This window comes from Actinokineospora bangkokensis, from assembly GCF_001940455.1.
Lineage (GTDB): Bacteria > Actinomycetota > Actinomycetes > Mycobacteriales > Pseudonocardiaceae > Actinokineospora > Actinokineospora bangkokensis.
The window spans coordinates 48,707-74,173 of record NZ_MKQR01000017.1; the positions used below are offsets into that span (position 1 = coordinate 48,707).

Consider the following 25,467-nt stretch of genomic DNA (forward strand, 5'->3'; position numbering starts at 1 on the left):
GTGGGGGTGAAGGAGGTGGGGGTGGGTTAGACCGGGGTGGTGGTCTTGCCCTCCTGGGCGGCGAACTGGGTGTGGTAGAGCTCGGCGTAGCGGCCCTGGTGGGTCAGGAGTTCGTCGTGGGTGCCCTGTTCGACGACCTCGCCGTGCTCGATGACGAGGATCTTGTCGGCGGCCCGGATGGTGGAGAGGCGGTGGGCGATGACGAGGGCCGTGCGGCCGGAGAGGGCTTCGGCGAGGGCTTCCTGGACGGCCAGTTCGGAGGTGGTGTCCAGGTGGGCGGTGGCCTCGTCGAGGATGACGACGCGGTGGCGGGCGAGCAGGAGGCGGGCGATGGTGAGGCGTTGGCGTTCGCCGCCGGAGAGGCGGTAGCCGCGTTCGCCGACGACGGTGTCGAGGCCGTCGGACAGGGAGCGGACGAGGTCGGCCAGGCGGGCGCGCTCCAGGGCGTCCCACAGGTCGGCCTCGGTGGCGCCGGGGTTGGCGAAGGCGAGGTTGGCGCGGACGGTGTCGTGGAACAGGTGGCCGTCCTGGGTGACCATGCCGACGGTGGTGCGGATGGACTCGCCGCGCAGGTCGCGGACGTCCACACCGGACAGGCGGACGGCGCCGGAGTCGACGTCGTAGAGGCGGGGGGCCAGCGAGGCGATGGTGGACTTGCCCGCGCCCGAGGAGCCCACCAGCGCGATCGTCTCGCCGGGGCGGGCGGTGAACGACACGCCGTGCAGGACCTCCACGCCGCCGCGGGTGTCGAGCGCGGCGACCTCCTCCAGGGACGCCAGCGAGACCTTGTCGGCCGAGGGGTAGGCGAAGCGCACGTCCTCGAACTCCACCGACACCGGACCCTCCGGCAGGGCGACCGCGTCCGGCTTGTCCTGGATCAGCGGGGGCAGGTCCAGCACCTCGAAGACCCGCTCGAAGCTGACCAGCGCGCCCATCAGCTCCACCCGGGCGCCCGCCAGCGCGGTCAGCGGGGCGTAGAGCCGGGTGAGCAGCAGGGCCAGCGACACCACCGCCCCGGCGTCGAGCGACCTGTCCACGGCCAGCGACCCGCCCACCCCGTACACCAGGGCCAGCGCCAGGGCGGACACCAGCGTCAGCGCGGTGACGAAGTACGACTGCACCATGGCCGAGCGCACCCCGATGTCGCGCACCCGCGCGGCCCTGGCGTGGAACTCGCGGGACTCCTCGGCGGGCTCGCCGAACAGCTTCACCAGGGTCGCGCCCGGGGCGGAGAACCGCTCGGTCATCTGGTTGAGCATGGAGCTGTCCAGGGCGGCGGCCTCGCGGCGCAGCGCGGCCACCCGGCGGCCGATGCGCCGGGCCGGGACGGCGAACACCGGGAGCAGCAGCAGCGCCAGCAGGGTGACCTGCCAGGAGATGCCGATCATCACGACCAGCGTGAGCACCAGCGTGACGGTGTTGGTGACCACCCCGGACAGGGTGTCGCTGAAGGCCCGCTGCGCGCCCAGCACGTCGTTGTTGAGCCTGCTGACCAGCGCGCCGGTGCGGGTGCGGGTGAAGAAGGCGACCGGCATCCGCTGCACGTGGTCGAACACCCGCGAGCGCAGGTCGAGGATCAGGCCCTCCCCGATGGTGGCCGACAGCCACCGCGACACCAGGCCCAGCCCGGCCTCGGCCAGCGCCGCCCCCGCGATCGCCAGGGCCAGCGGCACCACCAGGCCACCGGGGTCGCCCGCGACGATCTCGTTGACCACCCGGCCCGCCAGCACCGGGGCCAGCACCGCCAGGCCCGCCAGCGCGACGCCCACCACCAGGAACGCGGCGAGGCGCCTGCCCCGCCGCGCGGCGATCCGCGCGACCCGCCCGGCCGTCTCGCGCACCGGGCGGCCCGCGGGCGCGCCGCCCTCCCGGCTGGCCCGGTACAGCGCGGACCAGGCGGTCATCTGCATGTCCATGTCGGTTCCCCTCAGGTCGGTTCCCGCACGACGGTAGGACCTCGACCAAGGTCGAGGTCAACGCGGGCGGTGGTGACGACGGTAGGGCAGGGGACCGACACCGGCCGGTTCGCCGCCTTCGGCTCCGGGCAAAGCGGACAGCCCACTACACTGCGCCCGTGATCAAGAGCGTGCGGGACTTCGGCGTCGGGATCGGGTTGCTGGGACGCGGGTTCCGCATCGTGCTCAGCGACCCCAGGCTGCTGCTGCGCGGGGCGCTGCCCGCGCTGCTGACGACGCTGCTGCTGGCGGGCGCGGTGGTCGGGCTGGCGGTGGGCGTCGACGACCTGGTCGCCTGGGCCACGCCGTTCGCCGACGACTGGTCGGGCACGTGGCGCGGGCTGTTCCGCACGGCGCTGGGCGTCGGGGTCGTGGTGGGCGCGGTGGCGCTGTCGGTGGTGCTCTTCGCCGCCGTGGCGCTGATCGTCGGCGGCCCGTTCTACGAGTCCATCGCCGAGGAGGTCGAGGACCGGGAGCTGGGCGGGGTGCCCGGGGCGCAGCGCATCGGGTTCGCCCGCTCGGCGTGGATCGGCGTGCGCGACGGGCTGCGGCTGGTGCTGCTGGCCCTGCTGTGGGCGGTGCTGCTGTTCGCCCTCGGGTTCATCCCGGTGTTCGGGCAGACGGTGGTGCCGGTGCTGTCGGTGGTCGTGGGCGCCTGGCTGCTGGCGGTGGAGCTGACCGCGATCCCGTTCGTGCGCCGGGGCCGCAGCCTCAAGGAGCGGCGGCGGGCGCTGCGGACGCGCCGGGGGTTGGTGCTCGGGATGGCGGTGCCGGTGTACCTGCTGTGCCTGGTGCCGCTGCTGGCCCTGGTGGTGTTCCCGGCGGCGTTCGCGGGCGGGACGCTGCTCGCGGGCAAGCTGGTGGCCCCGGGCGCCGACCCCGCGCCGCGCGAGGGGTTCCCGCGCTGAGTCGCCGGCGCGGGGAACGCGGCTCTACGGCTTGTGGGCGACGACGCCGATGACGGTGTCGTGCAAGGGGGTCAGCGGGTCGAGTCGGGGGCCGTCGGGCCACCACGCGTGCAGGGGCACGAGGCCGGGGGGCACCGGTTCCAGGCCCGCCAGCATCGCCTCGACCTCGGGCAGCGCGCGGTGCACCCCGGCCAACTCGGTGCCGCGGAGGCGTTCGTCGTAGGTGCGCACCAGTCCGGAGTGCGCTCCGCCGGGGTCGCAGTGGTGGGTGAGCACCAGGTAGGACCCCGCGGGCAGCGCCGCGGTCCACTCCCGGACCACCCGGGTGGCCGTGGCGGTGTCGGTGATGTGGTGCACCACCCCGCACATCAGCAGGCCGACCGGTTCGTCGAGGTCGAGGTGCTTGGTGGCGGCGGTCAACGCCTCGTCCGGCCGCGTCAGGTCCGCGTCGACCACGTGGGTCGAGTCGTTCTCCTCCAGCAACGCGCGCCCGTGCGCCAGCACCACCGGGTCGTTGTCGAGGTACACCACCCGCGCCCCCGGCCGGTACCGCTGCACGACCTGGTGGGTGTTGTCCCGGTGGGGCAGGCCCGACCCGAGGTCGAGGAACTGCTCCACACCCCGGCCCGCCGCCAGCAGCCGCAGCGCCCGCCCCGCGAACGCCCGGTGCTCCCTGGCCACCTCCCGCGCCTGCGGTGCCACCTCCAGCACCCGCTCCACCCACGCCCGGTCGACGGCGTAGTTGTCCCGCCCCCCGAGCAGCGCGTCGGTGAACCGGGCCTGCGACGGACGTCCGGCATCGGGTTCCCGGGCGGGGAGCGGCGCGAGGGACAAGCTTCCTCCCCGGGAGTGGTCCGGACGGTCGGCGGAATGCGCACCAGTTTAGAGCAGCCGGTTGCGCACAACCATCCTCCTGCCACCGCCACACCCGTTCAGGTCAATCTCCTACCACCCCGATCGGGTGACGGTGTCACAAAACCGCAGCGCGCACCCATGAATCCGAATTCTCTTCATGAATGACCCGTGGGCCAAAACGGGAAACGACGGCGGTGAAAGCGGATGCCCTTACGGGAGGAGGTCGCGGACAGAGCCGAGTTCGTCCAGGGTCGGGGGGTTCGCGCCCGCGCGGGAGCAGGTGGTGGCGGCGACGGCGTTGGCGAAGTCGAGGGCGTTGTCGAGGGCGGTTGCCGGGAGTTCCGCGATGCGGGGGTGGGCGCCGCCGAGGAGGTGGGCCGTGGAGAGCCAGTGGAGCAGGCCCGCGGTGAAGGCGTCGCCCGCGCCGACGGTGTCGACGACCTGGGTCGGGGGGCCGGGGCGGGTGGTGGCGCGGGTGGCGGTCACGGCGTGCGCGCCCTGCGAGCCGAGGGTCACCACCACCAGGGACGGGCCGAGGGCGAGCCACTGGGCGGCCTTCGCGGCGGGGTCGGCACCCGGGTAGAGCCAGGCCAGGTCCTCCTCGCTGACCTTCACCACGCCCGACAGCGCGACCTGGCGCTCCACGCGGGGGCGCTCCTGCTCGGGGGTGCCCGACAGGGACGGGCGGACGTTCGGGTCGAAGGAGACCGTGGGGGCGGTGCGCATGGCCGCCTCGACGACCTCCGCGCCGGGGGCGAGGAGGGTGGCCAGGGAACCGGTGTGCAGGCACTCGGCGCCGTCGAGGGGCGGGAGGTCGGTGACGTCCCAGCTCAGGCGGAAGTCGTAGCGGGCCACGCCCGCCTCGTCGGTGGCGGCGAAGGCGACGCTGGTGTCGGCGGTCGGGGCGGGCAGGGCGCGCACGTCCACGCCGGACTCCACCAGGTGCGCGCGCACCATGCGGCCGAACAGGTCGTCGCCGAGGCGGGTGCCCAGCACCGCCCGCTGCCCCAGCCTGCTCAGCCCCAGCGCCACGTTCGCCGGGCTGCCGCCGGGGTGGGCGGTGAACGTGCGGCCGTCGGCGGCGGCGATCAGGTCGACCAGGGCTTCGCCAACAACAGTGATCATCGGGGCTCCGGCGGCGGTGGCGGGCGGGGGCACCGAGAGCGTGCCACACCGGCGCGGGCCGCCGGGCGCCGCGCGCGAACCGGGCACGGCCGCTGCCCGCGGCGCGGTGCGTGCGCGCCCGGGTGGGCGCGCTGGACCGAACGGGCGGGCACCGGGGCCCGGCCGTCACGCAGCGCTGCCCCCCGATCCGGCGCACCCCGCGCTGAGCTGGGCGGACACCACTGGGAACGAACGGCAACGACGGCCCTCGTCCGCCTGATTGTCCGGGTGGTCCGGTAGCGGACACGATGCCTGGAGCCGGGCGGACGAGGGCCTGCCCGCGCGAACCCCCTGCGAGAGGTGACCCGAGTGAAGAGAACCCGCACCCTGCTGGCCTGCGCGCTCGGCGCGCTGGCCGCCGCCACCCTGGCCACGGCCACCCCCGCGTCGGCCGGGCAGGCCGACGGCCAGACCGCGCAGTACCAGGTGACCGGCGTGCGCACCGCCGAGCAGCGCACCGCGATCGCCGCCACCGGCGCGGCCATCGACGGCGTCGAGGACAGCCGGACCCGGATCACCGCCACGGCCGCGGAGGTGCGGGCCCTGCGCGCCAGGGGCTTCACCGTCGTCGCCGAGCAGGCCGCCCCGACCGACCGGGGATCGATCGGCATCCAGGGCTTCCCCAGCGCCGACGCCGGCTACCACGACTACGCCGAGACGACCGCCGAGGTGAACAAGGCGGTGGCCGACCACCCCGGCCTGGTCACCAAGCGGGTCATCGGCAAGTCCTACGAGGGCCGCGACATCATCGCGGTGAAGATCTCCGACAACGCCGCCACCGACGAGGCCGAGCCGGAGGTGCTGTTCACCGCGCACCAGCACGCGCGCGAGCACCTGACCGTGGAGATGGCGCTCTACATCATCAACAACCTCACCGACACCTACGCCACCGACAGCCGCGTGCGGGCGCTGGTGGACACCCGCGAGGTGTGGGTCATCCCGGACGTCAACCCCGACGGCGGCGAGTACGACATCGCCACCGGCTCCTACCGCAGCTGGCGCAAGAACCGGCAGCCCAACGCCGGGTCGTCCTACGTCGGCACCGACCTCAACCGCAACTGGGACTACAAGTGGGGCTGCTGCGGCGGCTCCTCGGGCAGCACCTCCAGCGCGACCTACCGCGGCCCGTCCCCGGCCTCGGCGCCGGAGGTCCGCGTGCTGCAGGACTTCGTCAAGTCCCGCGTGGTCGGCGGCAAGCAGCAGATCACCACGGCGATCGACTGGCACACCTACAGCCAGCTGGTGCTGTGGCCCTTCGGCTGGACCTACGACCAGGTCGTGCCCGGCATGACCCAGGCCGAGTACACCACCTTCTCCACCCTGGGCCGGGCGATGGCCGCGACCAACGGCTACACCCCCGAGCAGTCCTCGGACCTCTACGTCACCGACGGCTCCATCGACGACTACTTGTGGGGCGTGCACAAGATCTGGGCGTTCACCTTCGAGATGTACCCGGGCAGCTCCGGCAGCGGCGGCGGCTTCTACCCGCCCGACGAGGTCATCTCCCGCGAGACCGCGCGCAACCGGGCCGCGGTGCTCTACCTGCTCGACTACGCCGACTGCCCGCCCAGGGCCAGCGGCCGCACCTGCTGACGCGCGGCGGGGCCGGGTCCACACCGGACCCGGCCCCGCCGGTGGTCGGCCCCGGGCCGGTCAGTTCTGGGACGCCTCGTCCGGGTCGTTCCAGGCGTGCATGGTGATCTCCATGAGGAACCGCTGCTCGGGGTCGTTGAGCCGGTCCCCGAGCAGCTCCTCGATCTGGTTCATGCGGTAGCGCACGGTCTGCGGGTGCACGGCCAGCCGGGCGGCGGTCTCGTTGATGTCGCCGCGGGTGTGCAGCCAGGTCCGCAGGGTCGACGACACCCGCTCGCGCTGCTTGTCGGTGAGGTCGGCGAACGCGGCGCGGATCGGCTGCGCCACGTGGGTCACCAGCGACTCGTCGGCGAACATCAGCAGCGTGGACAGGTTCTTGGCGCACCAGGTGACCTGGACCTCGGGCAGCACGCCCCGGTTGACCAGCGACATCGCCTGCCGGGCCAGCCGCTGCGAGCGGTGGGCGTCGGCCAGGGCCACCGTCGGGCCCACCGCGGCGCGGCGGCCCTGCAGCTGGGCCTCCAGGGCGGGCAGCTGCGCGCGCGGGTTGGGCAGCACCAGGCACGGGTCGCCGGACTCCAGGTCGACGAGCACGTCGCGGCCCAGCGAGGGCACCGGCAGGTGGTGCTGGTCGGCCCGGTACTCCAGGACGACCACGGCCACCTCCTCGGGCACCTGCCAGTCGGCGGCCGAGGCCAGGTCGACCAGGGCCTGGTGGGTGGGCGGCGGGTCGGACAGGATCAGCTTGAGCAGCTGCCTGCGCCTGCGCTCGTAGGAGCCGCTGGCCTGCGCCTGGGCCTCGGTGTAGCCCTCGACGGCGACCACGCACAGGTCGTCGACGTAGGCGAAGATCGCCTCGGCCACGGTGAGCAGCGTGTCCACCGGGATGCCGAGCTCCTGGCCCGCGAAGCTGACGTGCCGCCACACCGCGCGGGCGCCCACGCGCACCGCGGTCTGCAGGGCGTCCATCGTGCGGCCCTCCAGGAACTCCACGCGCCCGGCGTAGCGGAAGGCCGCCAGCCAGTCCTCGCGGCTGGCGGAGGGGTTGGCGATGAACTCGAAGCACTGCAGGATCGCGGCCTGCACGCTGCCGACGAGCACCTCGCGGAACTTGCCCTCCATCGGCTGCCGGTAGGCGGGCACCGCGTCCTGGATGGCCTCGATGGCGTCCTGGATGAGCGTCCCGGCCAGCGGCCGCACCTTCTCGGCGAGGTCGGGGACGACCGAGGCCCAGATGGGCACCGCGGTGACACCGGCGGCGACCTTGTCCGGGTCGCCGGGTCCCGGTCCGCCGCGTCGCGTCACCGCCATCTCGCCCTCCACCCGCGCGATATCGACACCCCCGCACGACTCCGTGTCCATTTGGTGCTCGTCGAACACTAAGGAGGGGCACCAGGGCTGTCAATCGTCCGCGGGTGTCGGCGGGCGCCCCCAGGTCGCGCCTTGCTGCCCCAGGGGCAGGCCAGCGCCGCGGAACTATCCGCACCCGCGCAATTCCCGCCGGTCCGGCCAATGCCGGGCGGGGCCGTTCTATGCTCGCGGAAAACCGCTCGGGAAAGGGCACGGGGATGGGCATTTCCGAACGCGAGGCCACCCTGCACGGACGGCGGGTCGGCTATCTGCACCTTGCACCGAGCGGTGCGCCCACCGACGACCCGCTGGTGCTCGTGCACGGGCTCGCGGGCACCAGCGCGACCTGGCGGCCCCTGCTGCGGACCCTGCACGAGCGCGGGTTCGACCGGGAGGTGCTGGCAGTGGACCTGCCGGGGCACGGCCGCAGCGAGGGCCCGCACGGCGACTACTCGATCGCCGGGTACGCCAACGTGGTGCGCGACCTGCTGGTGGCGCTGTCGCTGGAGCACGTCACCCTGGTCGGCCATTCCCTGGGTGGAGGTGTCGCCCTGCAATTCTCCTACCAGTTCCCGGACCAGTGCGGTCGCGTGGTGCTGGTCGACAGCGGCGGCCTGGGCAGCGGGGTGAGCGCGGCGATCCGCGCGGCGAACCTGCCCGGGACGGCGCTGGCGCTGCCGCTGCTGGCCAACCGGTTCACCGTGGCGCTGGCCAAGCGGGTCGCGGGCGAGCGGGTCGAGGTGCGCGAGCTGATCGACCACTTCGGCAGCCTCGCGGCCAAGGAGGCCCGCAAGTCGTTCGTGCGGACCGTGCGGGCGTCGGTGGGGCTGCGCGGGCAGCGGGTGAGCGCGCAGGAGAAGCTGTACCTGGCCGAGGACCTGCCGTCGCTGCTCGTGTGGGGCACCAAGGACCGGATCATCCCGGCCGGGCACGGGCGCCGGGCCGCGGAGCTGATGCCGGGGGCGCGGCTGGTGGAGCTGGCGGGGGCGGGCCACTTCCCGCACGTGGCCGAGCCGGGCTGGTTCGCCGACGTGCTCACCGACTTCCTGACCACCACCACGCCCGCCCGGCTCGACGTGGGGCAGCTGCGCCGCTTCGTCGTGGCCTGACCGCCGCCGGGGCCCCGGGCCGCCCCACGCCGACCGGGGCCTCCAGCGCCCACGCCGGGTCGATCAGCGTGAGTGGTCGCCCGGCACCGGCAGCACGCGCAGGTCCTGGCACAGCTAGGCCCACCCCGGCACCTCGTCAGTGCGGTGGTAGCGCGGGCGGCGACCCCGGGTCCGCAGTGCGCAGCAGCGGTGCGGCGACCACCGCTCCCCCACCCTGGCGTCCACGGAGGACGCGTACTGGTGGCGCAGCACGCGCGCCGCCTTGGCCTCCACCGCCGGCTCGTCGTCGAGCCGCTCGAACCCGAGCACCGGGTAGGACGTGGGCGGCTCGGCCACCAGCGCTAGTAGACGGTGGTGCGTCCGCCCGCGGGGTGGAACAGCGACAGCGGCGGCTCCTCCCCGCCCGAGCGCAGCACCGCCACCGGGCCGGCGTCCGACTCCCCGGGCACCGGCGCGTCCCCCGCGCCCGCCGGGGTGGGCGGCACCGGCGCCGCGGCGGGCAGGCCCAGCTCGTCGCCCAGGTGCTCGGCCACCTCGCGCAGGCTCGCCCCGCGCAGCAGCAGCGGGACCGGCAGGGCCACGTCGAAGTCCTGCTGGACGGCCGCGCGCAGCCGCATCGCCATCAGCGAGTCGACGCCGAGCCCGGTCAGCGGCGCGCCGGGGTCGACCTCGCCGGGGTCGGCGCCGGTCAGCCGCGCCAGCCCGGCGGCGAGGTGGGCGACCAGGGCGCCGCGCGGGTCCGGTCCCCTGGCCAGGTCGGGGGCGGGCAGCGGCGCGGGCGCGGCCGCGCCGGTCAGCGCGGACAGGAAGGGGCGGGTGGCCAGCTCGGGGAACAGCGACAGCGCCCGGGGCACGTCCAGCGCCGCCACCCCGAGGCCGGTGCGGTCGGCGGCCAGCGCGCCCGCCAGCGCCGCGAGCCCCCGCACCGGGTCGACCTCGGCGAAGGCGGCGCCTGGCTGGTCCGGGCGCGAGCCGTCGGCGCGGGCCCAGGCGCCCCAGTCCAGGCTCACCCCGGGCAGCCCGCGCGCCCGGCGCTGCTCCACCAGGGCGTCCAGCCAGGCGTTCGCCGTGGCGAACGCGGCCTGGCCGGGGGCGCCGACCAGGCCGGACATCGAGGCGAAGGCCACCCACCAGTCCAGCGGCAGGTGCTCGGTGGCCTGGTGCAGGCGCAGCCCGCCGAGCACCTTGGGCCGCCAGACCCGGGCGATGGACTCGGCGCTGACCTGGGCCACCGGGCGGTCGTCCTGCAGCCCGGCGGCGTGCACCACCCCGCGCAGCGGCAGGCCGTCGCGCTGGGCGCGGGCGACCAGGGCCGCGGCGAAGCCGGGTTCGGCGAGGTCGCCGAGCACCACCTCCACCTCGGCGTCGCGCGCCCACCGCGCGCGCGACGGCGGGTCGGGGCGGTGCGCGCGGCCGGCGAGCACGACCCGCGTGGCGCCGCCCTCGACCAGCCACCGGGTCAGCCGCGCGCCCAGCTCACCGGTGCCGCCGGTGATGACGTAGGCGCCCGCGCGCACGACCGGCCGGTCGGCGGTGGGCAGGGCGGTGGTGGTGAGCCGGGCGCGCAGCCGGTGGCCGCGGCGCCAGGCGACCTCGTCGTCGGGCCGGTCGGCCAGCAGCTCGGCGGCGGCGCACGCCGCGCCGGAGGCCCGGTCGACGTCGACGAGGGTCGCGCGCAGCTCCGGGTGCTCGAAGGCGAGCACCCGGACCAGGCCGCGCAGGCAGGCGAGCCCCGGCTCGGTCGCGGCGCCGGTCGTGAGCACCCACAACCGCGGCGGGTCGGGGCGGGCGGCGAGCGCGGCGGCGACCCGGGTGGCGGTGTGCACCAGGGCTTCGGCGTTCGCGGGGTCCCGGTAGTGGGCGGGCGGTCCGGCCAGCACGACGACCCCGGCCGCGCCCCCGGCGTCGAGCGCGTCGGGGCGCACGACCTCGGCGCCGAGCCGGGCGGCGAGGTCGGGCAGCGCGGGCTCGCCGTCGGCCACCACGACCCAGCCCGTGGTGGCGGGCGCGGGGGCCAGCGGCAGCGGGGCCGGGTCCCACCGGCGCTCCACGGCCTCGGTGGTGCCCGGGCCCGCGCCGGTGAGCCGCACGTCGAGCAGCTCGACCAGGACGGCGCCGTCGGCGTCGAGCAGCCGGGCGGACCCGAGCAACCCGCCCGCGGTGAGCCGGGCGGTGGCGGTGCAGCGGGTGGCCAGCGCCGGGTCGCCGGGGGCGCGGACGCGCCCGATCGCGGTGGGGCGGTAGGTCGCCGGGGCGGTGACCAGGTCCGCGGCCGCGGCGACGAGGGCCTGCAAGCACGCGTCGGCCAGGGCGGGGTGCAGGGCGAACCGGTCGGCGCCGCCCGCGGCGGCGGGCAGCCGGACGCGGCCGGTGGCCAGCCCCCGGCCGCGGCGCACATCGCTGAGGCCGAGGAACGCGGGCCCCGGTTCCTGGCCCGCCGCGGCCAGCGCCGCGCGCAGGTCGAATGGCTCTCCCGCGGGTGGCGCGGGCTGCGGCGCGGCGGGCTCGTCGCGGTCGGGCAGGACGCGGGCGGTGGCGTGGGTGACCCAGCCGCCGCCAGCGTCGCGGGAGCGGATGGTGAGCGCCCCCGCGCGGTCAAGCTCGGTGGTCAGGACGGTGTGCGGCCCCGGCACCAGCGGCTCGGCCAGGCGCAGGTCCGCCACTAGCACCCGGGGGTCGAGCGCCGAGCGGCCAGCGGCCATGGCCAGCTCGGCCAGCGCGGCGGGTGGCAGCGCGGCACCGGCGCGCGGGCGGTGGTCGGCCAGCCAGGGCAGCCGGTCCACCGGCAGCCGCGACTGCCACAGGTGCCGCCCGTCGTCGGGCAGCTCCACGTGCGCGCCGAGCAGCGGGTGCGCGGCGGGCGGGCCGGGGGCGCGCTCGGGCACCCAGTGCCTGCGGTGGCGCCAGGCCGGGCCGGGCAGCTCGACCACCGGGCCGGGCGGGTAGCGGGTGGCCAGCGCCGCCGGGTCGCCGTGCACGTGCAGGGTCGCCTGGGCGCGCAACCACTCCGCGAGCGCGGCGCCGCGGCGCAGGGTGGGCACCACCAGCACCGGGTCCCCGCCCGCCGCGGCGGCGGTCTGCTCGACCGCGGCCAGCGCGACCGGGTGCGGGGCCACCTCGACGAACCGGGTGTGGCCGCGCTCCAGCGCCGCGGCGACGGCCTGGGTGAAGCGCACCGGCAGGCGCAGGTTGAGCGCCCAGTAGTCCGGGTCCCCCACGCAGGCCTCGGGGGTGTCCTCGCCCAGGACGCTGGAGAAGAACGGCACCCGGGGCGCGGCGGGCACGAGCCCGTCGAGCGCGGCGCGCAGCCGGGGCAGGCCGGGGTCGACGGCCGCGGAGTGCCCGGCGACGCCCAGCCGCAGCGGCTTGGCGAACCCGCCGCCGGAGTCGACCCGCTCGACCAGCCGCGCCACCTGCGCCGCCGGTCCGCTGACGGTGCACATCCGCGGCGCGGCGTGCACGGCGATGCCCACCCCGGGGAACTGCTCGGCCAGCGCGGCGAACCCGGCGCCGGAGAGCTCCACCGCCGCCATCGCGCCGCCGCCCTCGGTGTCGAGCCCGCCCAGCACCTCGGTGCGGGCCAGCACCACGCGCAGGCCCTGGCGCACGTCCAGCACGCCCGCGACCACCGCGGCGGCGACCTCGCCCACCGAGTGCCCCAGCACCGCCGCGGGTTCGACGCCGTGCGCCCGCCAGAGCCCGGCGAGCGCCACCTGCATGCCGAACAGGGCGGGCGCCGCGGTGGTGAACGGCGCGGGCCGCCGGTCGCACAGCGCGGCCCGCAGCGAGAAGCCCGCCGCGGCGGTGAACAGCGGCTCCAGCCGGTCGACCTCCGCGGCGAAGGCCGGTTCTCCGGTGAGCAGCTGCTCGCCCATGCCCGCCCAGTGCGAGCCGAAGCCGGAGAAGACGAACACCGGGCCGTCCGGGGTGACCGGGGTACGCGGCGCGCGGCCGTGCACGGCCGCGGCCGAGGACGCCCCGGCGGCGACCGCGCGCAGCGCCTCCGCCAGCTCCTCGCGCCCGGTGGCCACCACCGCCGCGCGCACCGCCAGGTGCTCCCGGCGCGCGGCCAGCGTCGCCGCGAGGTCCGCTGTGGACACCCGGGCGCCGTCGGTGGACTCCAACCAGTCCACCAGGTCCGCCGCCCGGTCGCGCAGCGCCACCGGGGTGCGGCCGGAGAGCGCGAACACCTCCGGGCGCGGCACCGGCGGCGGCGGCTCCGGCGCCGCGGGCCACTCCTCCAGCACGACGTGGGCGTTGCTGCCGCCGAAGCCGAACGCCGACACCCCGGCGCAGGCGTAGCCGGAGTAGCGCGGCCACGGCGTCGCCGCCGCGGTCACCCGCAGCCCCAGCGCGGCGAAGTCGATCAGCGGGTTGGGCGCGCGGTAGTGCAGCGTCGGCGGGATGCGCCCGTGCACCAGCGAGAGCACGACCTTGATCAGCCCGACGATGCCCGCCGCGGCCTCCAGGTGGCCCAGGTTCGTCTTCACCGACCCCACCAGCAGCGGCCGGTCGGCGCCGCGGCCCGCGCCGAGCACCGCGCCCAGCGCGCCCGCCTCGATCGGGTCGCCCAGCGGGGTGCCGGTGCCGTGCGCCTCCACGTAGTCCACGGTGGTCGGGTCGACCTCGGCGGCCGGGTACACCTCGGCCAGCAGCGCGGTCTGCGCGTCCGGGTTCGGGGCCATGATGCCGTTGGAGCGGCCGTCGGAGTTGGTGGCGCTGCCGCGCACCACCGCCAGCACCCGGTCGCCGCGGGCGCGCGCGTCGGCCAAGCGGCGCAGCACCACCACCCCGCACCCCTCGCCCCGGCCGATGCCGTCGGCGGCGGCGTCGAAGGACTTGCACCGGCCGTCGGCGGCGAGCACCCCGGAGCGGGCGAAGGTGCCGGTGACCGCGGCGGTGAGCATGACGTTCACCCCGCCGACCAGCGCCAGGTCGATCTCGCCGCGGCGCAGCGCGCTGACCGCGTGGTGCACGGCCACCAGCGACGACGAGCAGGCGGTGTCGACCACCATCGACGGCCCGCGCAGGTCCAGCAGGTAGGACAGCCGGTTGGCCACCGTGCTGGCCGCCGCGCCGGTGCCCGACCACGGCTCCACGCCCTCCGGGTCGGCCAGGCTGAACAGCCCGTACTCCGAGGCCGCCACCCCCATGTACACCCCGGTGCGCGAGCCGCGCAGCGACCCGGGCACCACGCCCGCGTGCTCCAGCGCCGCCCAGGCGACCTCCAGGGTGATGCGCTGCTGGGGGTCCATCACGTCCGCCTCGCGCGGGGTGATGCCGAAGAAGTCCGCGTCGAACCCGGCGACGTCGTCGAGGAACCCACCGGTGGCGGGCAGCGCGGCGAGCACGTGCGGCGGGGCGGCCCAGCGGTCGGGCGGGCGCGGGCGCACGGCGTCGGCGCCGCGGTCGAGCAGGTCCCAGAACGCCGACGGCGAGTCGACCCCGCCGGGCAGCCTGCACCCCAGGCCGATGACCGCGATCGGCTCGCCGGGGCCCTCGTGCGGGTGCCCGCCCGGCGGCGGGGCGACCCCGGGCGCGGCCGCGGCGGCGCCCGCGGTCACCTCGGCGGCACCGGCCAGCGCGGCGATGGTGGGGTACCGGTAGCCCAGGGTGGGCGGCAGCGAGCGGCCGGTGCGCCTGCCCAGGTCGCCGACCAGGCCCACCAGGTCGCGCGAGGACAGCCCGTAGTCCAGCAGCGGCCGCTGCGGGTCCACCGCCGCGGGCGCCAGCCCCACCGCCTCGGCCACCCGCCCGGTCAACCAGCCGACGAGGTCCCGGTCCCCGCCGGGCACGGTCATGCCGGACCGGTCTCGGCCAGCGAGTCGGCCAGGTACCGCTCGCGGCAGGCGATCCGCGACAGCTTGCCGCTGGAGGTGCGCGGCAGGCTGTCCGGCGCCACGATCTGCACCTCGCGCAGCGACAGGGCGTGCTTGTCGGCCACCGCCCGGCGCACCGCCGCCTCCACCTCCCCGGTGTCGAGGTCGGCGGCGGCCACGGTCTTGGCCCGCTCGGCCAGCACGACCGCGCGCTCGCCGTCGGGGCCCGACACCGCGAACGCCACGCAGTTGCGCGGGCGGATCGCCGGGTGCGCGGCCTCGACGGTGCGCTCGACGTCGTGCGGGTAGTGGTTGCGGCCGTCGACGACGATGAGGTCCTTGATCCGGCCGGTGATGTAGAGCTCGCCGTCGAACCACACGCCCAGGTCGCCGGTGGCCAGCCACGGCCCGTCCGGGGCGCCGACGCCCGCGACGGAGTTGCGGAACACCCGGCCGCTCTCCTCCGGGCGGTTCCAGTAGCCGGTGCCCACGTTCGGGCCCGCCACCCAGATCTCACCGACCCGCCCGTCGGCGCACGGCACCCGGGTCCTCGGGTCGACCACCAGCACGCCCTGCTCGATGGGCTGGCCGCAGGACACCAGGCGCACCACGTCGGCGTCGTCGGAGGACACCCGCACCGCGCGGCCCTCGGCCAGCGCCACCCGGTCGAAGCAGCGGTCCACCGCGGGCCTGCCCGGCCTGCTGGCGGAGACGAACACGGTGGCCTCGGCCAGCCCGTAGGAGGGCCGGTGCACCTCCGGGCGCAGCCCGCACGGGCCGAACGCGGCGCCGAAGCGCTCGATCACCCCGGCCTGCACCGGTTCGCTGCCGTCGATGAGCGCGGTGACGGTGTCCAGGCGCAGCCGGGACTTCTCCCACTCCGAGACCCGGGAGGCGGCGTAGGCGTAGGCGAAGCTGGGCGCGGCGCTGATCGCGCCGGGGTTGACCGACAGCGCGCGCAGCCACCGCTCGGGGCGCTCGACGAAGGCCAGCGGGTCCATCAGCACCGTGCGCACGCCCGCGGCCAGCGGCGCGGCCACCGACAGCACCAGCCCCATGTCGTGGAACAGCGGCAGCCAGCTCACCGTCACCGAGTCCTGGCGCAGGCCGTAGGCCCGGTTGGCCTGGCGGGCGTTGGCCACCACGTTGCCGTGGGTGATCATCACCCCGCGCGGGTCGCCGGTGGAGCCGGAGGTGTACTGGAGGTAGGCCAGGTCGTCGGCGGCCAGCGGCACCGGCTCGAAGTGCGCCGCGATGGCCGACGGCAGCGTGTCGACCGAGATGACCTGGGCGACCGGCAGCCGGTGCACCTCGACGAACGCGGTGACCGACGGCGCGGCGTCCTGGGTGGTGAGCACGGTGGAGGAGGCGCAGTCGCGCAGCACGGCGGCGAGCCGGTCGGCGTGGCCGGGCATGTCGGGGGTGAACAGCGGGACCGCGGCTGCGCCTGCGCGCAGCGCGCCGAGGAAGGCCACCACGTAGTCGGGTGTCTGTCCGATGCAGACGGCCACCGGCGCGCCGCGGCGCACCCGGCGCTGCAACCACGCGGCCACGGCGCCGACGCGCGCGTCGAGCTCGCGCCAGGTCCAGCTGGACTGGGCCCCGCCGCTGTGCGAGCGGAAGTCGAGGTAGCTCAGCGCCACCTCGTCGGGGTGGCGCGCCGCCCAGGCGCCGAGCAGACCGGGGAGGTCATCCGCGGGGGGTGTCCCGCCGTTCTTGGTCGCGGAAGTCATCTGCACAGTCCTCACCAGGGGGCCACGTCGACACCGGACGAGAAGGAAGCGCTGCACCGCGTTCCCCCGGGTGCGGCGGAAAAGGCGGTCCGCCCACCGTAGAGGCGATGTTACTGGTGAGTCAACATAACGGATGACGCGATTATCGGACCGGCGCGCGGTCCCCGTCGCGCTTTCCCGCGGCGGGTGCGGAACGCTGGTTCGACTTGTGCCGGGGCGACAAGTACGGGGTCAGCCTGGGCGACAGCAGCACCGCGACGACCTGGAGCGCGGCGGCCGCGAGCAGCGTGCGGGTGTAGCCGGTGGCCAGCGCGGGCCCGTCGGCCACCGCGCCGATGAGCGCGGTCGTCACCGCCACGCCCAGGGCGCCCGCGAACTCCCGGGCGGCGCTGAGGATCCCCGACGCCACGCCCGCCATGGAGTCGTCGACCACGTCGAGGGCGGTGGTGGTGAGCGGGACGGTGAACGCCGAGCCGAAGCCGATCAGCACCAGCCCCGGGAGCCGGGGCAGCACCTCGGTCGAGCCGTTCACCGCGGCCACCAGCACCAGGCCGATGGCCACGATGAGCATGCCGCCGCCGACGGTGCGGGTCGGCCCGTACCTGGCCAGCACCCTGGGCACCACCGGCGCGGTGCCCACCAGCGCCAGCGCCACGGCGACCAGCGGCAGCGACGCGGTGGCCGGGTCCAGCCCGAGCCAGCGCTGGTGCACCAGCGGGGTCACCACGGTCACGCCGGTGACGCCCAGGCCCCACAGCGTCTGGATCACCAGGGCCGAGCGGAAGACGGGGTTGCCGAGCAGCACCGCGGGCAGCACCGGGTTGCGCGAGCGGCGGTCGCGCATGCGGAAGCCCACCAGGGCCAGCGCGGCGGTCGCGGCCAGCGGCGCGGTCCACTCGGGGGTGTCGGCCAGCACCAGCAGCGCGCCGGTGACGGCCAGCATCGCGGTGGCGGCCAGGGTGGTGGAGACGACGTCGGTGCCCGCCGCGGTGCTGCGCGGGCCCTGCCGGGGCACCACCAGCCAGCTGAAGCCCAGGAACGGCAGGAAGCCCCAGAACACCCAGCTCCAGTGCACCGCCGCGGTGACCGCGCCGCCGAGCGCGGGGCCCAGCGCCAGCGCCGAGGCGAGCGCGATGGTCCAGGTCGCGGCCGCCTTGGGCCGGTCGTCGGGGGCGAGCCTGGTGCGCACCAGGCTCAGCGTGGCGGGCACCAGGATGGCCGCGGCCAGGCCCTGCACCACCCGCCCGGCCAGCAGCAGCTCGAACCCGCGCGCGGTGCCCGCGACGATGGTGCCGACGGTGAAGCCGAAGATGCCCAGCCGCAGCATGGCGCGCTCGCCGTGGCGGTCGACGACCGACCCGGCGGCCATCATCAGCCCGGCGAAGGGCAGCAGGTAGGCGACGGTGATCGCCTGCGTCCCCGCGGTCCCCAGGCCCATCTCGGCGGCGACCGAGGGGGCGGCGGCGGACACGACCGAGTTGTCCGCCGAGCTGAGGAAGGCGATCGAGGCTATGGTGATCAGCACCCGGGTGCGGTCGCTGATCCAGCTGGGGGCGGACTCGGCGCGGTGCACGTCAACGGCCCCGCGCGGCGGTGGCGGCAGGGGATCTGGTGCCCGGGGTTGTCGGGCACCGCTCGGCGGGGGCGGGCGTGACCGCTTCCGCCGGGAGCGTCAGCACCTGGCGTCGGGGGGACATGGCACCGACGTTAACGTCGAGACAATCTCGGTGTCGACGGTGCTGTTCGTTCTTCTCGGCAATGCAACACTTCATGGCTGTCCTTTGTCACCGACGACCACAAACCCGCACCCCCCACCCTTGTCACCGGCGCACAAACCGCGGCGCCGCAATGCTCACCCCGCGCGCGCACCGGTCCCGCAGCGTCAGCGCGCGTGCACAGCGCGTCCCCGGTGCCCACCCCGCCGGACCGCACCCCGGCCGAGCGGGCACCGCGGGGGCGCCTCAGCCGACGGTGTGCACGATCAGGACGTCCACAGAGGACTTGCGCGCGGCGTCGGAGGGCACCGAGCCCAGCAGCCTGCCGGTCAGCGTGTTCAGCCCCCGGTTGCCCACCACCAGCAGGTCGGCGTCGAACTTGGCCACGGTCTTCGACAGCACCGCCACCGGCTCGCCCGAGCGCACGATCGCCTCGACGTCCGCGGCCCCGAGGCGGGTGGCGCGCTCGGTGGCGGTGCGCACGGTGTCCTCGGCCGGGTTGGCCCCGGACACCTGGTAGGCCACGTCGCTGCCGAGGCGGTCCTGGGCGACCTCGACCCGGCGCTGGTCGGGGGCGATGTAGGCGCAGACGATGACCAGCTTGGCGCCGGTGTCGGCGGCGATCGCGGCGGCGCGGTCCACCGCCCGGTACGACGAGTTCGAGCCGTCGGTGCCGACGACGATGGTGCGGTAGGCGGGCACTTCGTTCCTCCGGTGGGTGCGGTTGCTCGTGATCGGGTCAGCGCCAGGACGGCAGCCAGAGCTCGGCCTGCCAGTGGCCGGGGGTGATGGGGTCGCCGTTGAGGATCGGCCACAGCCAGGCGAAGTTCGCCACGACGAGCACGGCGTACACCCCCACGACCCACCTGCCCCCGGGCACCCTGGACAGCTGCTGGAGCACCAGGACGATGCCCAGCACCAGGAACGCGGCCATCGGGGTGGCGTAGAAGAAGTACATCTGCCGGTCGACGTTGAGGAACCACGGCAGCAGGCCCGCCAGGTAGCCCACCAGGACCGCGGCGTAGCGCCAGTCCCGGCGGCCCAGCACCCGCCACAGCGACCACGCCAGCACGGGGAAGGCCAACCACCACATCGCCGGGGTGCCCACGAGCATCGTCGCCGAGACGCAACTGGCCGCGCCGCACCCGGTCAGCGAGCCGTCGTAGTAGTAGAGCATCGGCCGCAGCCCCATCGGCCACGTCCAGGGCTTGCTCTCCCACGGGTGCGGCTTCTCCGGGGTCACCAGGCTCTCGTGGAAGTCCAGGATCTTCACCGAGTTCTCGAACAGCGAGCCCAGCGCCCCGCGGGCCACCGACACCGGGTCCGAGCCGGTGGTCTCGACCAGGTTCCTGGCGTACCCGGTCTCCGAGGCGAACCAGCCCCAGTACGTCGCCAGGTACGCGACCAGGCCCACCACGACGAACGCCCACAACCCGGGCAGCACATCCCTGGCCAGGGTGCTCAGCAGCGGCTTGCGCACCCCCGCCGCGCGCCGCGCCGACAGGTCGAACAGGACGGTGAGCAGCCCGAACGCCGCGATGTAGTACAGGCCCGACCACTTCACCCCGCAGGCCAGGCCCAGCAGCACGCCCGCCCCGAGGCGCCACCAGCGCACCCCCAGGCGGGGGCCGAGCGCGTCGGCGCCCACCCAGCCCTCGGCGGCGGCGACCGCCAGCCTGGCGCGCACCTGGTCGCGGTCGACGAGCACGCACGCGAAGGCGGCCAGCACGAAGAAGGCCAGGAAGATGTCGAGCATGCCCATGCGGGACTGCAGGTGCGAGACGCCGTCGGCGATGACCAGCAGGCCCGCGAGCGCGCCGAACCACGTGCTGCGGGTGAGCCTGCGGCCGATGCGCACGGCCAGCACCACCATCAGCGTCCCGCACAGCGCCGCGGTGAACCGCCACCCCCAGCCGTCGTAGCCGAACAGCTGCTCGCCCAGGGCGATCAGCGACTTGCCCAGCGGCGGGTGCACGGTGAGCATGTAGCCCGGGTTGTCCTCGAAGCCCCCGTTGCGCAGCATCTGCCACGCCTGCGGGGTGTAGTGCTTCTCGTCGAAGACCGGGGTGCCCTTGTCGGTGGGGAAGCCGAGGTCCTGGAACCGGACGATCCCGCCGATGATCCCGAGCACCAGCGCGGCCAGCCACCCGCGCAGCCGGTCGCCCGGCGGGTCGTCGGCGGGGCGGGTGGGCTCCTCGTCGGCGGGCGTGGGCGGCTCGGCACCGGTCCGCGCGGCGCCGTCGGTGCTGTCAGGGCTGTCAGTGCCGTCGGGGCTGTGCGGGCTGTCTGTGTCGGGCAGCGGGCGCTCGGCCTCGTCGGTGGTGGCCTCAGCCTGCATGGGCGGGTTCCTCCGTGCTCGGGCGCACGACCCGCAGGCCGCGCAACCGCCAGGCGTCGGGGTGGTCGGCGGTGTCCCCCGCGAGCGGGTCGCCGCCCCCGGCGCGGACCCCGTCGCGGTCGGGGCGCAGGATCTCACGCACCACCAGCGCGCACAGCAGCAGGAGCAGCGCGTCGCGGGCCACGACGGTCCACAGGAACAGCGTCGGCTCCACGTCGACCTGGCCGAACCAGCGCATCCTGGGGAACCACACCGCCGCGTCGACCACCATCCACGCCAGCAGCGGCTTCCACCGGGGCAGGGCCAGCACCGCCAGCGGCACCAGCCACAGCGAGTACTGCGGGCTCCACACCTTGTTCGTCAGCAGGAACGCCGCCACCACCAGGAACCCGAGCTGGGCGACCCGCGGGCGCGCGGGGGCGCTCAGCCCCAGGTAGGCGATGAACGCGCACACCACCAGGAACAGCAGCAGGCTGATCGTGTTCAGGTTGCTCGGGCCCACCCCGGGCACGAGCGGCTGCGGGTCGAAGCCCTCCCACGGCGTCAGCGAGCGCAGCACGAAGTAGACCGAGTCGGGGTCCATGTCGCGGGTGGTGTTCAGCCGGAAGAACTCGCCCCAGCCCGGCTTGGTGGCGGGCAGCAGCGCGAACGGCGCGTTGATGACCACCCAGGTCACCAGGGCGGCGCCGGTGGTGGACCAGAACGCCTGCATGCGCCTGGCCCGCAGGCACACGACCAGCAGCGCGCCCACCAGCAGCACCGGGTAGAGCTTGAACGCGCAGCCGACGCCGAGCAGCACCCCGGCCAGCACCGTGCGCGAGCGCGCCCAGGCCAGCAGCGCCAGCGTCGCCGCGGCCACGGCGAGGGTGTCGAAGTTGGTGAACGCGTGCACCACGACCAGCGGCGAGGCCGCCACCAGCAGCACCACCCACGGCCTGCGCGGGAACAGGCGCAGGCACGACCACACCACCAGCAGCCAGGCCAGGGCCAGGAACACCGCGCAGATGGCGAAGTAGGGGATGACCGGCTCGGGGACCTCGACCACCGCGCGGTAGGCCAGGTTCAGCCGGGCGGCGGCGTACATGAACACCCCGGTGAGCACCGGGTACTCCAGGAACCGCACGCGCGGGGCACCGCTGCTCAGGTCGACCCAGCTGTGCGCGTAGGGCAGCAACCCGTCGGCGAGGCCGTTCTGGCCGAACAGCGGGATGGTGTCGGAGTAGCAGAACTCGCGGGTGGCCAGCCCGTCGCGCCAGTCCAGGCGGGTGATGCCGAAGTCGTCGACGTAGGTGCCCAGGCAGGGGGCCTTGGCCAGGAAAGCGAGGCCGAGCGCGAGCACGGCGACGCCGAGGACCACCCACACCGCGGTGCGCGGCGGGCGGGGTGCGGGGGTGGCTGTCGGCTCGGTCCCCGGCCCGAGCTCGGCCGGGGCCGCGCTCATCAGCGGCCCCAGAGCAACCGGGTCGCGTCCAGCACGATCTCCACCGGGTTGGGGATGTCCAGCGACCGCTGGCGGGCCTCGCGCTGCGGGGCGGCCTGGGTCCGCGGCGGCGGGGCGGCGGTGGTCACCGGGGCCGGGGGCGGCGGGGGCGGCGCCGGGGTGCCGATCAGCTCGGCCGAGGCCGACCCCGGCGGGGCGATCGCGACCGGGGGCGGCGCGGCGGTGGTCGGCTCGGGCGCGCGCTCGGCGCTGGAGCGGTCGGCGGTGATGGCGGTGTGGTCGGGGGTGAACTGGTCGTGCAGGCCCCACAGGGCGCTGACGACCACCGCGGCGCCCGCCGCGGTGCGCAGGGCGCGCCGACCCCGCCGGGGCTGCTCCGCGAGCGGCGGTTCGACCGGGGTCAGCACCGTCGTCGGCGCGTCGACCGGGCTCAGCACCACCGTCGGCGGGTCGACCTCGTGCGGGTCCACCACCGCGGGCAGCGGGCGGGTCAGGGGCTCCTGGCGGTCGGTCACGCGGCCACCCTCCGGGGTTCGGGGACGCTGGGCGCGGAGCGGCCGGGCCGGGTGGACCCGGTCGCTCCCGCCCCCGGTGGTACCACGGGGGCGGGGCGACCGGACACCCAGGGGGCGCTCGCGGGCGTCAGGAGGTCGGGGCGGAGCTGTCCGAGCCGGTGCCCGAGTCGACCTGCTTGCACGCGGGGGTCTTGCCGAAGGCCTCGTTCAGCTCGGGGTTGGCCTTGAGGTCCTTGAGCGGGCCCTCGGTGTTGCTGAAGGCCGACAGGCTCGGCGAGATCTCCTGCAGGGCGTTGGTGAAGGCGACCGGGTCGGTGGCCGAGACGGCCTCCAGCCGGGTCTTGGCCGAGTCCAGCGAGGTGCGCGCGCCGTCGATGGTGGCCTGCGCCTTGTCCACGGTGGCCTGGCCGTCGGCCACCGGCGGGACGCCCGCGTCCTTGATGGAGGTCGACACCGAGCCCAGCGCGGTGCTGAGGTTGGTCAGGAAGGTCACCAGCCCGGCCTTGGCCTTGCTCGGGTCGGTCGGGTCCACCGAGGGGATCTCCGAGAGCTGCTTGCCCCCGGCGGCGAGGCTGCCGCACACCTTGTCCATCCAGGCCACGGCGGGGTCGGAGGCGGGGCCTGCGCTGCCCCCCGACCCCGAGCCCGAATCCGAACCGCACGCCGAGAGGGAGCCGATGGCGATGGCCACCGAGGCGAGCGCGGGGACGACACGACGACGGATCATCTGCTGGCTTCCTTCTCGAATCACGAAAAAAGAACGCGGCCGGAATCGACTGCGGCCGCGAATGCCCGACCCGGAAGGCACCGGGTGGCTACTGCTGGCGAAACCCTACTGAAACACACCACGCCGGGCAAGAACCTGGCTGTGACCAGCCGCCGACCACCCCCGGTTTTGTCAGCCGCGCACACACCCGGCGCGGGTGTTTTGTGCCCGTGGCCTGGGCCGTCACCGTGAGCAGCGGTTGCGCCGTCCGGGTGAGTTTCCCCGCGGAACCGCACCTGACGTGGGAAAATATTGCCAGGTGCACCCGGATCCGGTCACCGAGCGCGACGGCCGGGGTGCTTGCGGCAGGCAGCATGGGGGTCGTTTTGTCACAGACCCACAAGACCGCGATACTGTTTCCACCGGATCCATTAAAACGGGCCGGAAACTCTGGACCAATCGAGTGTCCAGCAGGTCACGTAACGGTTGCATTTGACACCGCAGGTCCCGCGAACTTATGGTCGTCGTCACAAAATGGCGCCCGCCCGACGGCGCGCTGCGGCGGAGTTTTGTGAGCGACAAGGGGACGAGAATGCCGATTGAACTGGGCAACCGACCCGCACCCCCGGCCACCCGGAAGGACCAGCGCAAAGGAAGTCACCCGGCCATCCCGGCCCCGGCGGGCCCCGGCGGGCGGGTGTCGGTCCAGGACGACCGGGCGACCGCGCTGTGGGCCAGCCTGCCCAGGGAGCTGGTGGCGCGCTTCCGGCCGATGGTCGGCCAGCTCACCCAGGACATGATCCGCGAGATCCAGCGCGCCGTGCCCGCCTACGCCCAGCCGCTGGAGGGCCACTTCGGCGCCATCATGGTCGCGGGCGTGGAGCAGTCGGTGCTGCGCATCCTGGACACCATCGGCATCGGCGGCACCCCGGACGAGAACTGGGCCAACGTCTTCCGCCAGCTCGGCAGGGTGGAGTTCGGCGAGGGCCGCAGCCTCGACTGCCTGCAGACCGCCTACCGGGTCGGCGGCCGGGTGGCCTGGCGGCACCTGGCGGCCTGGGGCCAGCAGCAGCGGCTGCCCACCGCCATGCTCACCGTGGCCGCCGAGGCGATCTTCGCCTACGTCGACGAGATCTCCACGCTGTCGATCGAGGGCTACACCGCCGCGCAGGCGCAGTCGGTCGGCGTGATCGAGCGGTGCAGGCGCCGCCTGGTCGAGCTGATCCTGTCCGAGCCGCCCGCCTCGATGGCCACCATCACCAAGCTGGCCGCGACCGCGCGCTGGCGGGTGCCCGACCAGGTCGCCGTGGTCGTCGTGGAGCCCGCAGGCGACGGCGGCTCCGACGACCTGACCGGCCCCGGCCTGGCCGAGGACGTGCTCACCGACTTCGACGGCGACCTGCCCTGCCTGGTGATGTCCGACCCGCAGCGGCAGCTGCGCGGGCTGCGCGAGCAGCTGCGCGGGCGCCGCGCGGTGATCGGCCCGATGGTCTCGCTGCGCGAGGCGGCCACCTCGCTGCGCTGGGCGCGGCGGGCGATGGGCCTGGTGCACCGCGGCATCATCGACGACGGCCCGGTCACCTGGTGCCGCGACCACCTGTCGACGCTGTGGCTGCTGGCCGACGAGTTCCTGGTGCGCGAGCTGCTCAAGCGCACCCTGGCCCCGCTGACCGACCTCACCGTCAAGCAGCGCGCCCGCACCGCCGAGACGCTGCTGGCCTGGCTGGAGACCCGCGGCAGCGCCCCCGAGATCGCCGAGCGGTTGCAGATCCACCCGCAGACGGTGCGCTACCGCATGCGCCAGGTGGAGAAGCTGTTCGGCGACCAGCTCGCCGACCCGGACTCCCGGCTGGACCTGGAGATCGCGCTGCGCGCGCACCGGCTGCTGTGGCCGACCGACCGCGGCGCCGAGGCCACCGGCCGCGACACCCGCCGCGAGGCGACCCGCGCCGCGAGCTGAGGCCCGCCCGCCGACCGCGCGCGCCAGCACGACGAGCACAGCGAGCACCACGAGCACGGCGAGCACCACGAGCACGGCGAGCACCACGAGCACGAACCCGGGAAAACCCGACAACCGAATCACCTCCTCGCGCGAAGGCCGGTACCGCACCCCCGCGGACCGGCCTTCGCCGCGCCCGGGGGACGGCGCACCCGCCCCGACTGCCACGCACCTGTGAGCTCGGCGGACGCCAAAAGGTTGCCGCGCGACCGGTCACGATCCACAAACTGCGCCGTACCCCGGTGTGCTCCGATGTTTCGCACTGCC

At 75.2% G+C, this 25,467-nt stretch carries 17 protein-coding genes; 4 read left to right on the top strand and 13 right to left on the bottom strand.

Translation table 11 applies throughout. The features are described 5' to 3' along the window. Nucleotides 1-26 precede the first annotated feature (26 nt). Complete coding sequence (locus BJP25_RS17145) at nucleotides 27-1,910, bottom strand: ABC transporter ATP-binding protein (protein ID WP_198943542.1); 1,884 nt, start codon at nucleotides 1,908-1,910, stop codon at nucleotides 27-29. Between the two features lie 164 nt (nucleotides 1,911-2,074). Here BJP25_RS17145 and BJP25_RS17150 point away from each other — a divergent pair, with 164 nt between their 5' ends. After that, nucleotides 2,075-2,863 carry an EI24 domain-containing protein gene (locus BJP25_RS17150; RefSeq protein ID WP_233158124.1) on the top strand — a complete coding sequence of 263 codons (789 nt, stop codon included), beginning with the start codon at nucleotides 2,075-2,077 and terminating at the stop codon, nucleotides 2,861-2,863. A 24-nt stretch (nucleotides 2,864-2,887) separates the two neighbouring features. Here the strand turns inward: BJP25_RS17150 and BJP25_RS17155 are convergent, their stop codons facing one another. Next, the gene (locus BJP25_RS17155) at nucleotides 2,888-3,697 is read right to left on the bottom strand and encodes an SAM-dependent methyltransferase (protein ID WP_075975967.1); all 810 of its coding nucleotides are present in this window, start codon (nucleotides 3,695-3,697) and stop codon (nucleotides 2,888-2,890) included. Between the two features lie 231 nt (nucleotides 3,698-3,928). Continuing rightward, nucleotides 3,929-4,843 carry a carbohydrate kinase family protein gene (locus BJP25_RS17160; protein WP_075975968.1) on the bottom strand — a complete coding sequence of 305 codons (915 nt, stop codon included), beginning with the start codon at nucleotides 4,841-4,843 and terminating at the stop codon, nucleotides 3,929-3,931. 348 nt (nucleotides 4,844-5,191) lie between these two features. Here BJP25_RS17160 and BJP25_RS17165 point away from each other — a divergent pair, with 348 nt between their 5' ends. Then, the gene (locus BJP25_RS17165) at nucleotides 5,192-6,475 is read left to right on the top strand and encodes a M14 family metallopeptidase (protein WP_075975969.1); all 1,284 of its coding nucleotides are present in this window, start codon (nucleotides 5,192-5,194) and stop codon (nucleotides 6,473-6,475) included. 60 nt (nucleotides 6,476-6,535) lie between these two features. On the opposite strand, the gene BJP25_RS17170 is transcribed toward BJP25_RS17165, so the two are convergent. After that, nucleotides 6,536-7,786: a PucR family transcriptional regulator gene (locus BJP25_RS17170; protein WP_143219146.1), complete on the bottom strand. Its 1,251-nt coding sequence runs from the start codon at nucleotides 7,784-7,786 to the stop codon at nucleotides 6,536-6,538. A gap of 257 nt (nucleotides 7,787-8,043) precedes the next feature. Between BJP25_RS17170 and BJP25_RS17175 the strand changes: the two genes are divergently transcribed. Next, nucleotides 8,044-8,934: an alpha/beta fold hydrolase gene (locus BJP25_RS17175; RefSeq protein ID WP_075975970.1), complete on the top strand. Its 891-nt coding sequence runs from the start codon at nucleotides 8,044-8,046 to the stop codon at nucleotides 8,932-8,934. A gap of 114 nt (nucleotides 8,935-9,048) precedes the next feature. On the opposite strand, the gene BJP25_RS17180 is transcribed toward BJP25_RS17175, so the two are convergent. From BJP25_RS17180 to BJP25_RS17220, 9 genes are all read right to left on the bottom strand, one after another. Beyond that, nucleotides 9,049-9,270 carry a hypothetical protein gene (locus BJP25_RS17180; RefSeq protein WP_075975971.1) on the bottom strand — a complete coding sequence of 74 codons (222 nt, stop codon included), beginning with the start codon at nucleotides 9,268-9,270 and terminating at the stop codon, nucleotides 9,049-9,051. 5 nt (nucleotides 9,271-9,275) lie between these two features. Continuing rightward, a complete protein-coding gene (locus tag BJP25_RS17185; protein ID WP_075975972.1) occupies nucleotides 9,276-14,735 on the bottom strand; it encodes a type I polyketide synthase in 5,460 nt (1,819 codons plus the stop codon). After that, entirely contained in the window at nucleotides 14,732-16,486 is a 1,755-nt protein-coding gene (locus tag BJP25_RS17190; protein ID WP_075975973.1) for a fatty acyl-AMP ligase, read from the bottom strand. The genes BJP25_RS17185 and BJP25_RS17190 overlap by 4 nt, the downstream gene beginning before the upstream one ends. Nucleotides 16,487-16,628: 142 nt before the next feature. After that, nucleotides 16,629-18,059 carry an MFS transporter gene (locus BJP25_RS17195; RefSeq protein ID WP_233158125.1) on the bottom strand — a complete coding sequence of 477 codons (1,431 nt, stop codon included), beginning with the start codon at nucleotides 18,057-18,059 and terminating at the stop codon, nucleotides 16,629-16,631. 388 nt (nucleotides 18,060-18,447) lie between these two features. Continuing rightward, entirely contained in the window at nucleotides 18,448-18,903 is a 456-nt protein-coding gene (locus BJP25_RS17200; protein ID WP_075975974.1) for a universal stress protein, read from the bottom strand. 37 nt (nucleotides 18,904-18,940) lie between these two features. Further along, nucleotides 18,941-20,539 (bottom strand): dolichyl-phosphate-mannose--protein mannosyltransferase, encoded by a 1,599-nt coding sequence (locus tag BJP25_RS17205; RefSeq protein WP_084794111.1) that lies wholly within the window; start codon nucleotides 20,537-20,539, stop codon nucleotides 18,941-18,943. Beyond that, complete coding sequence (locus BJP25_RS17210; RefSeq protein ID WP_075975975.1) at nucleotides 20,529-21,980, bottom strand: glycosyltransferase family 87 protein; 1,452 nt, start codon at nucleotides 21,978-21,980, stop codon at nucleotides 20,529-20,531. Before BJP25_RS17210 ends, BJP25_RS17205 begins: the two co-directional genes overlap by 11 nt. Further along, a complete protein-coding gene (locus tag BJP25_RS36260) occupies nucleotides 21,980-22,495 on the bottom strand; it encodes a hypothetical protein (protein WP_075975976.1) in 516 nt (171 codons plus the stop codon). Before BJP25_RS36260 ends, BJP25_RS17210 begins: the two co-directional genes overlap by 1 nt. Nucleotides 22,496-22,622: 127 nt before the next feature. After that, nucleotides 22,623-23,222: a hypothetical protein gene (locus tag BJP25_RS17220; RefSeq protein WP_075975977.1), complete on the bottom strand. Its 600-nt coding sequence runs from the start codon at nucleotides 23,220-23,222 to the stop codon at nucleotides 22,623-22,625. A gap of 571 nt (nucleotides 23,223-23,793) precedes the next feature. Here BJP25_RS17220 and BJP25_RS17225 point away from each other — a divergent pair. Next, entirely contained in the window at nucleotides 23,794-25,161 is a 1,368-nt protein-coding gene (locus tag BJP25_RS17225) for a helix-turn-helix domain-containing protein (protein WP_084794113.1), read from the top strand. The last annotated feature ends 306 nt before the right edge of the window (nucleotides 25,162-25,467 follow it).

Excerpts from the sequence above, each read along its gene's own strand:
- BJP25_RS17220 (WP_075975977.1), bottom strand. The coding sequence starts at position 23,222 with ATGATCCGTCGTCGTGTCGTCCCCGCGCTCGCCTCGGTGGCCATCGCC.
- BJP25_RS17145 (WP_198943542.1), bottom strand. The coding sequence starts at position 1,910 with ATGCAGATGACCGCCTGGTCCGCGCTGTACCGGGCCAGCCGGGAGGGC.
- BJP25_RS17190 (WP_075975973.1), bottom strand. The coding sequence starts at position 16,486 with ATGACTTCCGCGACCAAGAACGGCGGGACACCCCCCGCGGATGACCTC.
- BJP25_RS17225 (WP_084794113.1), top strand. The coding sequence starts at position 23,794 with ATGCCGATTGAACTGGGCAACCGACCCGCACCCCCGGCCACCCGGAAG.
- BJP25_RS17170 (WP_143219146.1), bottom strand. The coding sequence starts at position 7,786 with ATGGCGGTGACGCGACGCGGCGGACCGGGACCCGGCGACCCGGACAAG.
- BJP25_RS17210 (WP_075975975.1), bottom strand. The coding sequence starts at position 21,980 with ATGAGCGCGGCCCCGGCCGAGCTCGGGCCGGGGACCGAGCCGACAGCC.
- BJP25_RS17205 (WP_084794111.1), bottom strand. The coding sequence starts at position 20,539 with ATGCAGGCTGAGGCCACCACCGACGAGGCCGAGCGCCCGCTGCCCGAC.
- BJP25_RS17175 (WP_075975970.1), top strand. The coding sequence starts at position 8,044 with ATGGGCATTTCCGAACGCGAGGCCACCCTGCACGGACGGCGGGTCGGC.
- BJP25_RS17160 (WP_075975968.1), bottom strand. The coding sequence starts at position 4,843 with ATGATCACTGTTGTTGGCGAAGCCCTGGTCGACCTGATCGCCGCCGCC.
- BJP25_RS17185 (WP_075975972.1), bottom strand. The coding sequence starts at position 14,735 with ATGACCGTGCCCGGCGGGGACCGGGACCTCGTCGGCTGGTTGACCGGG.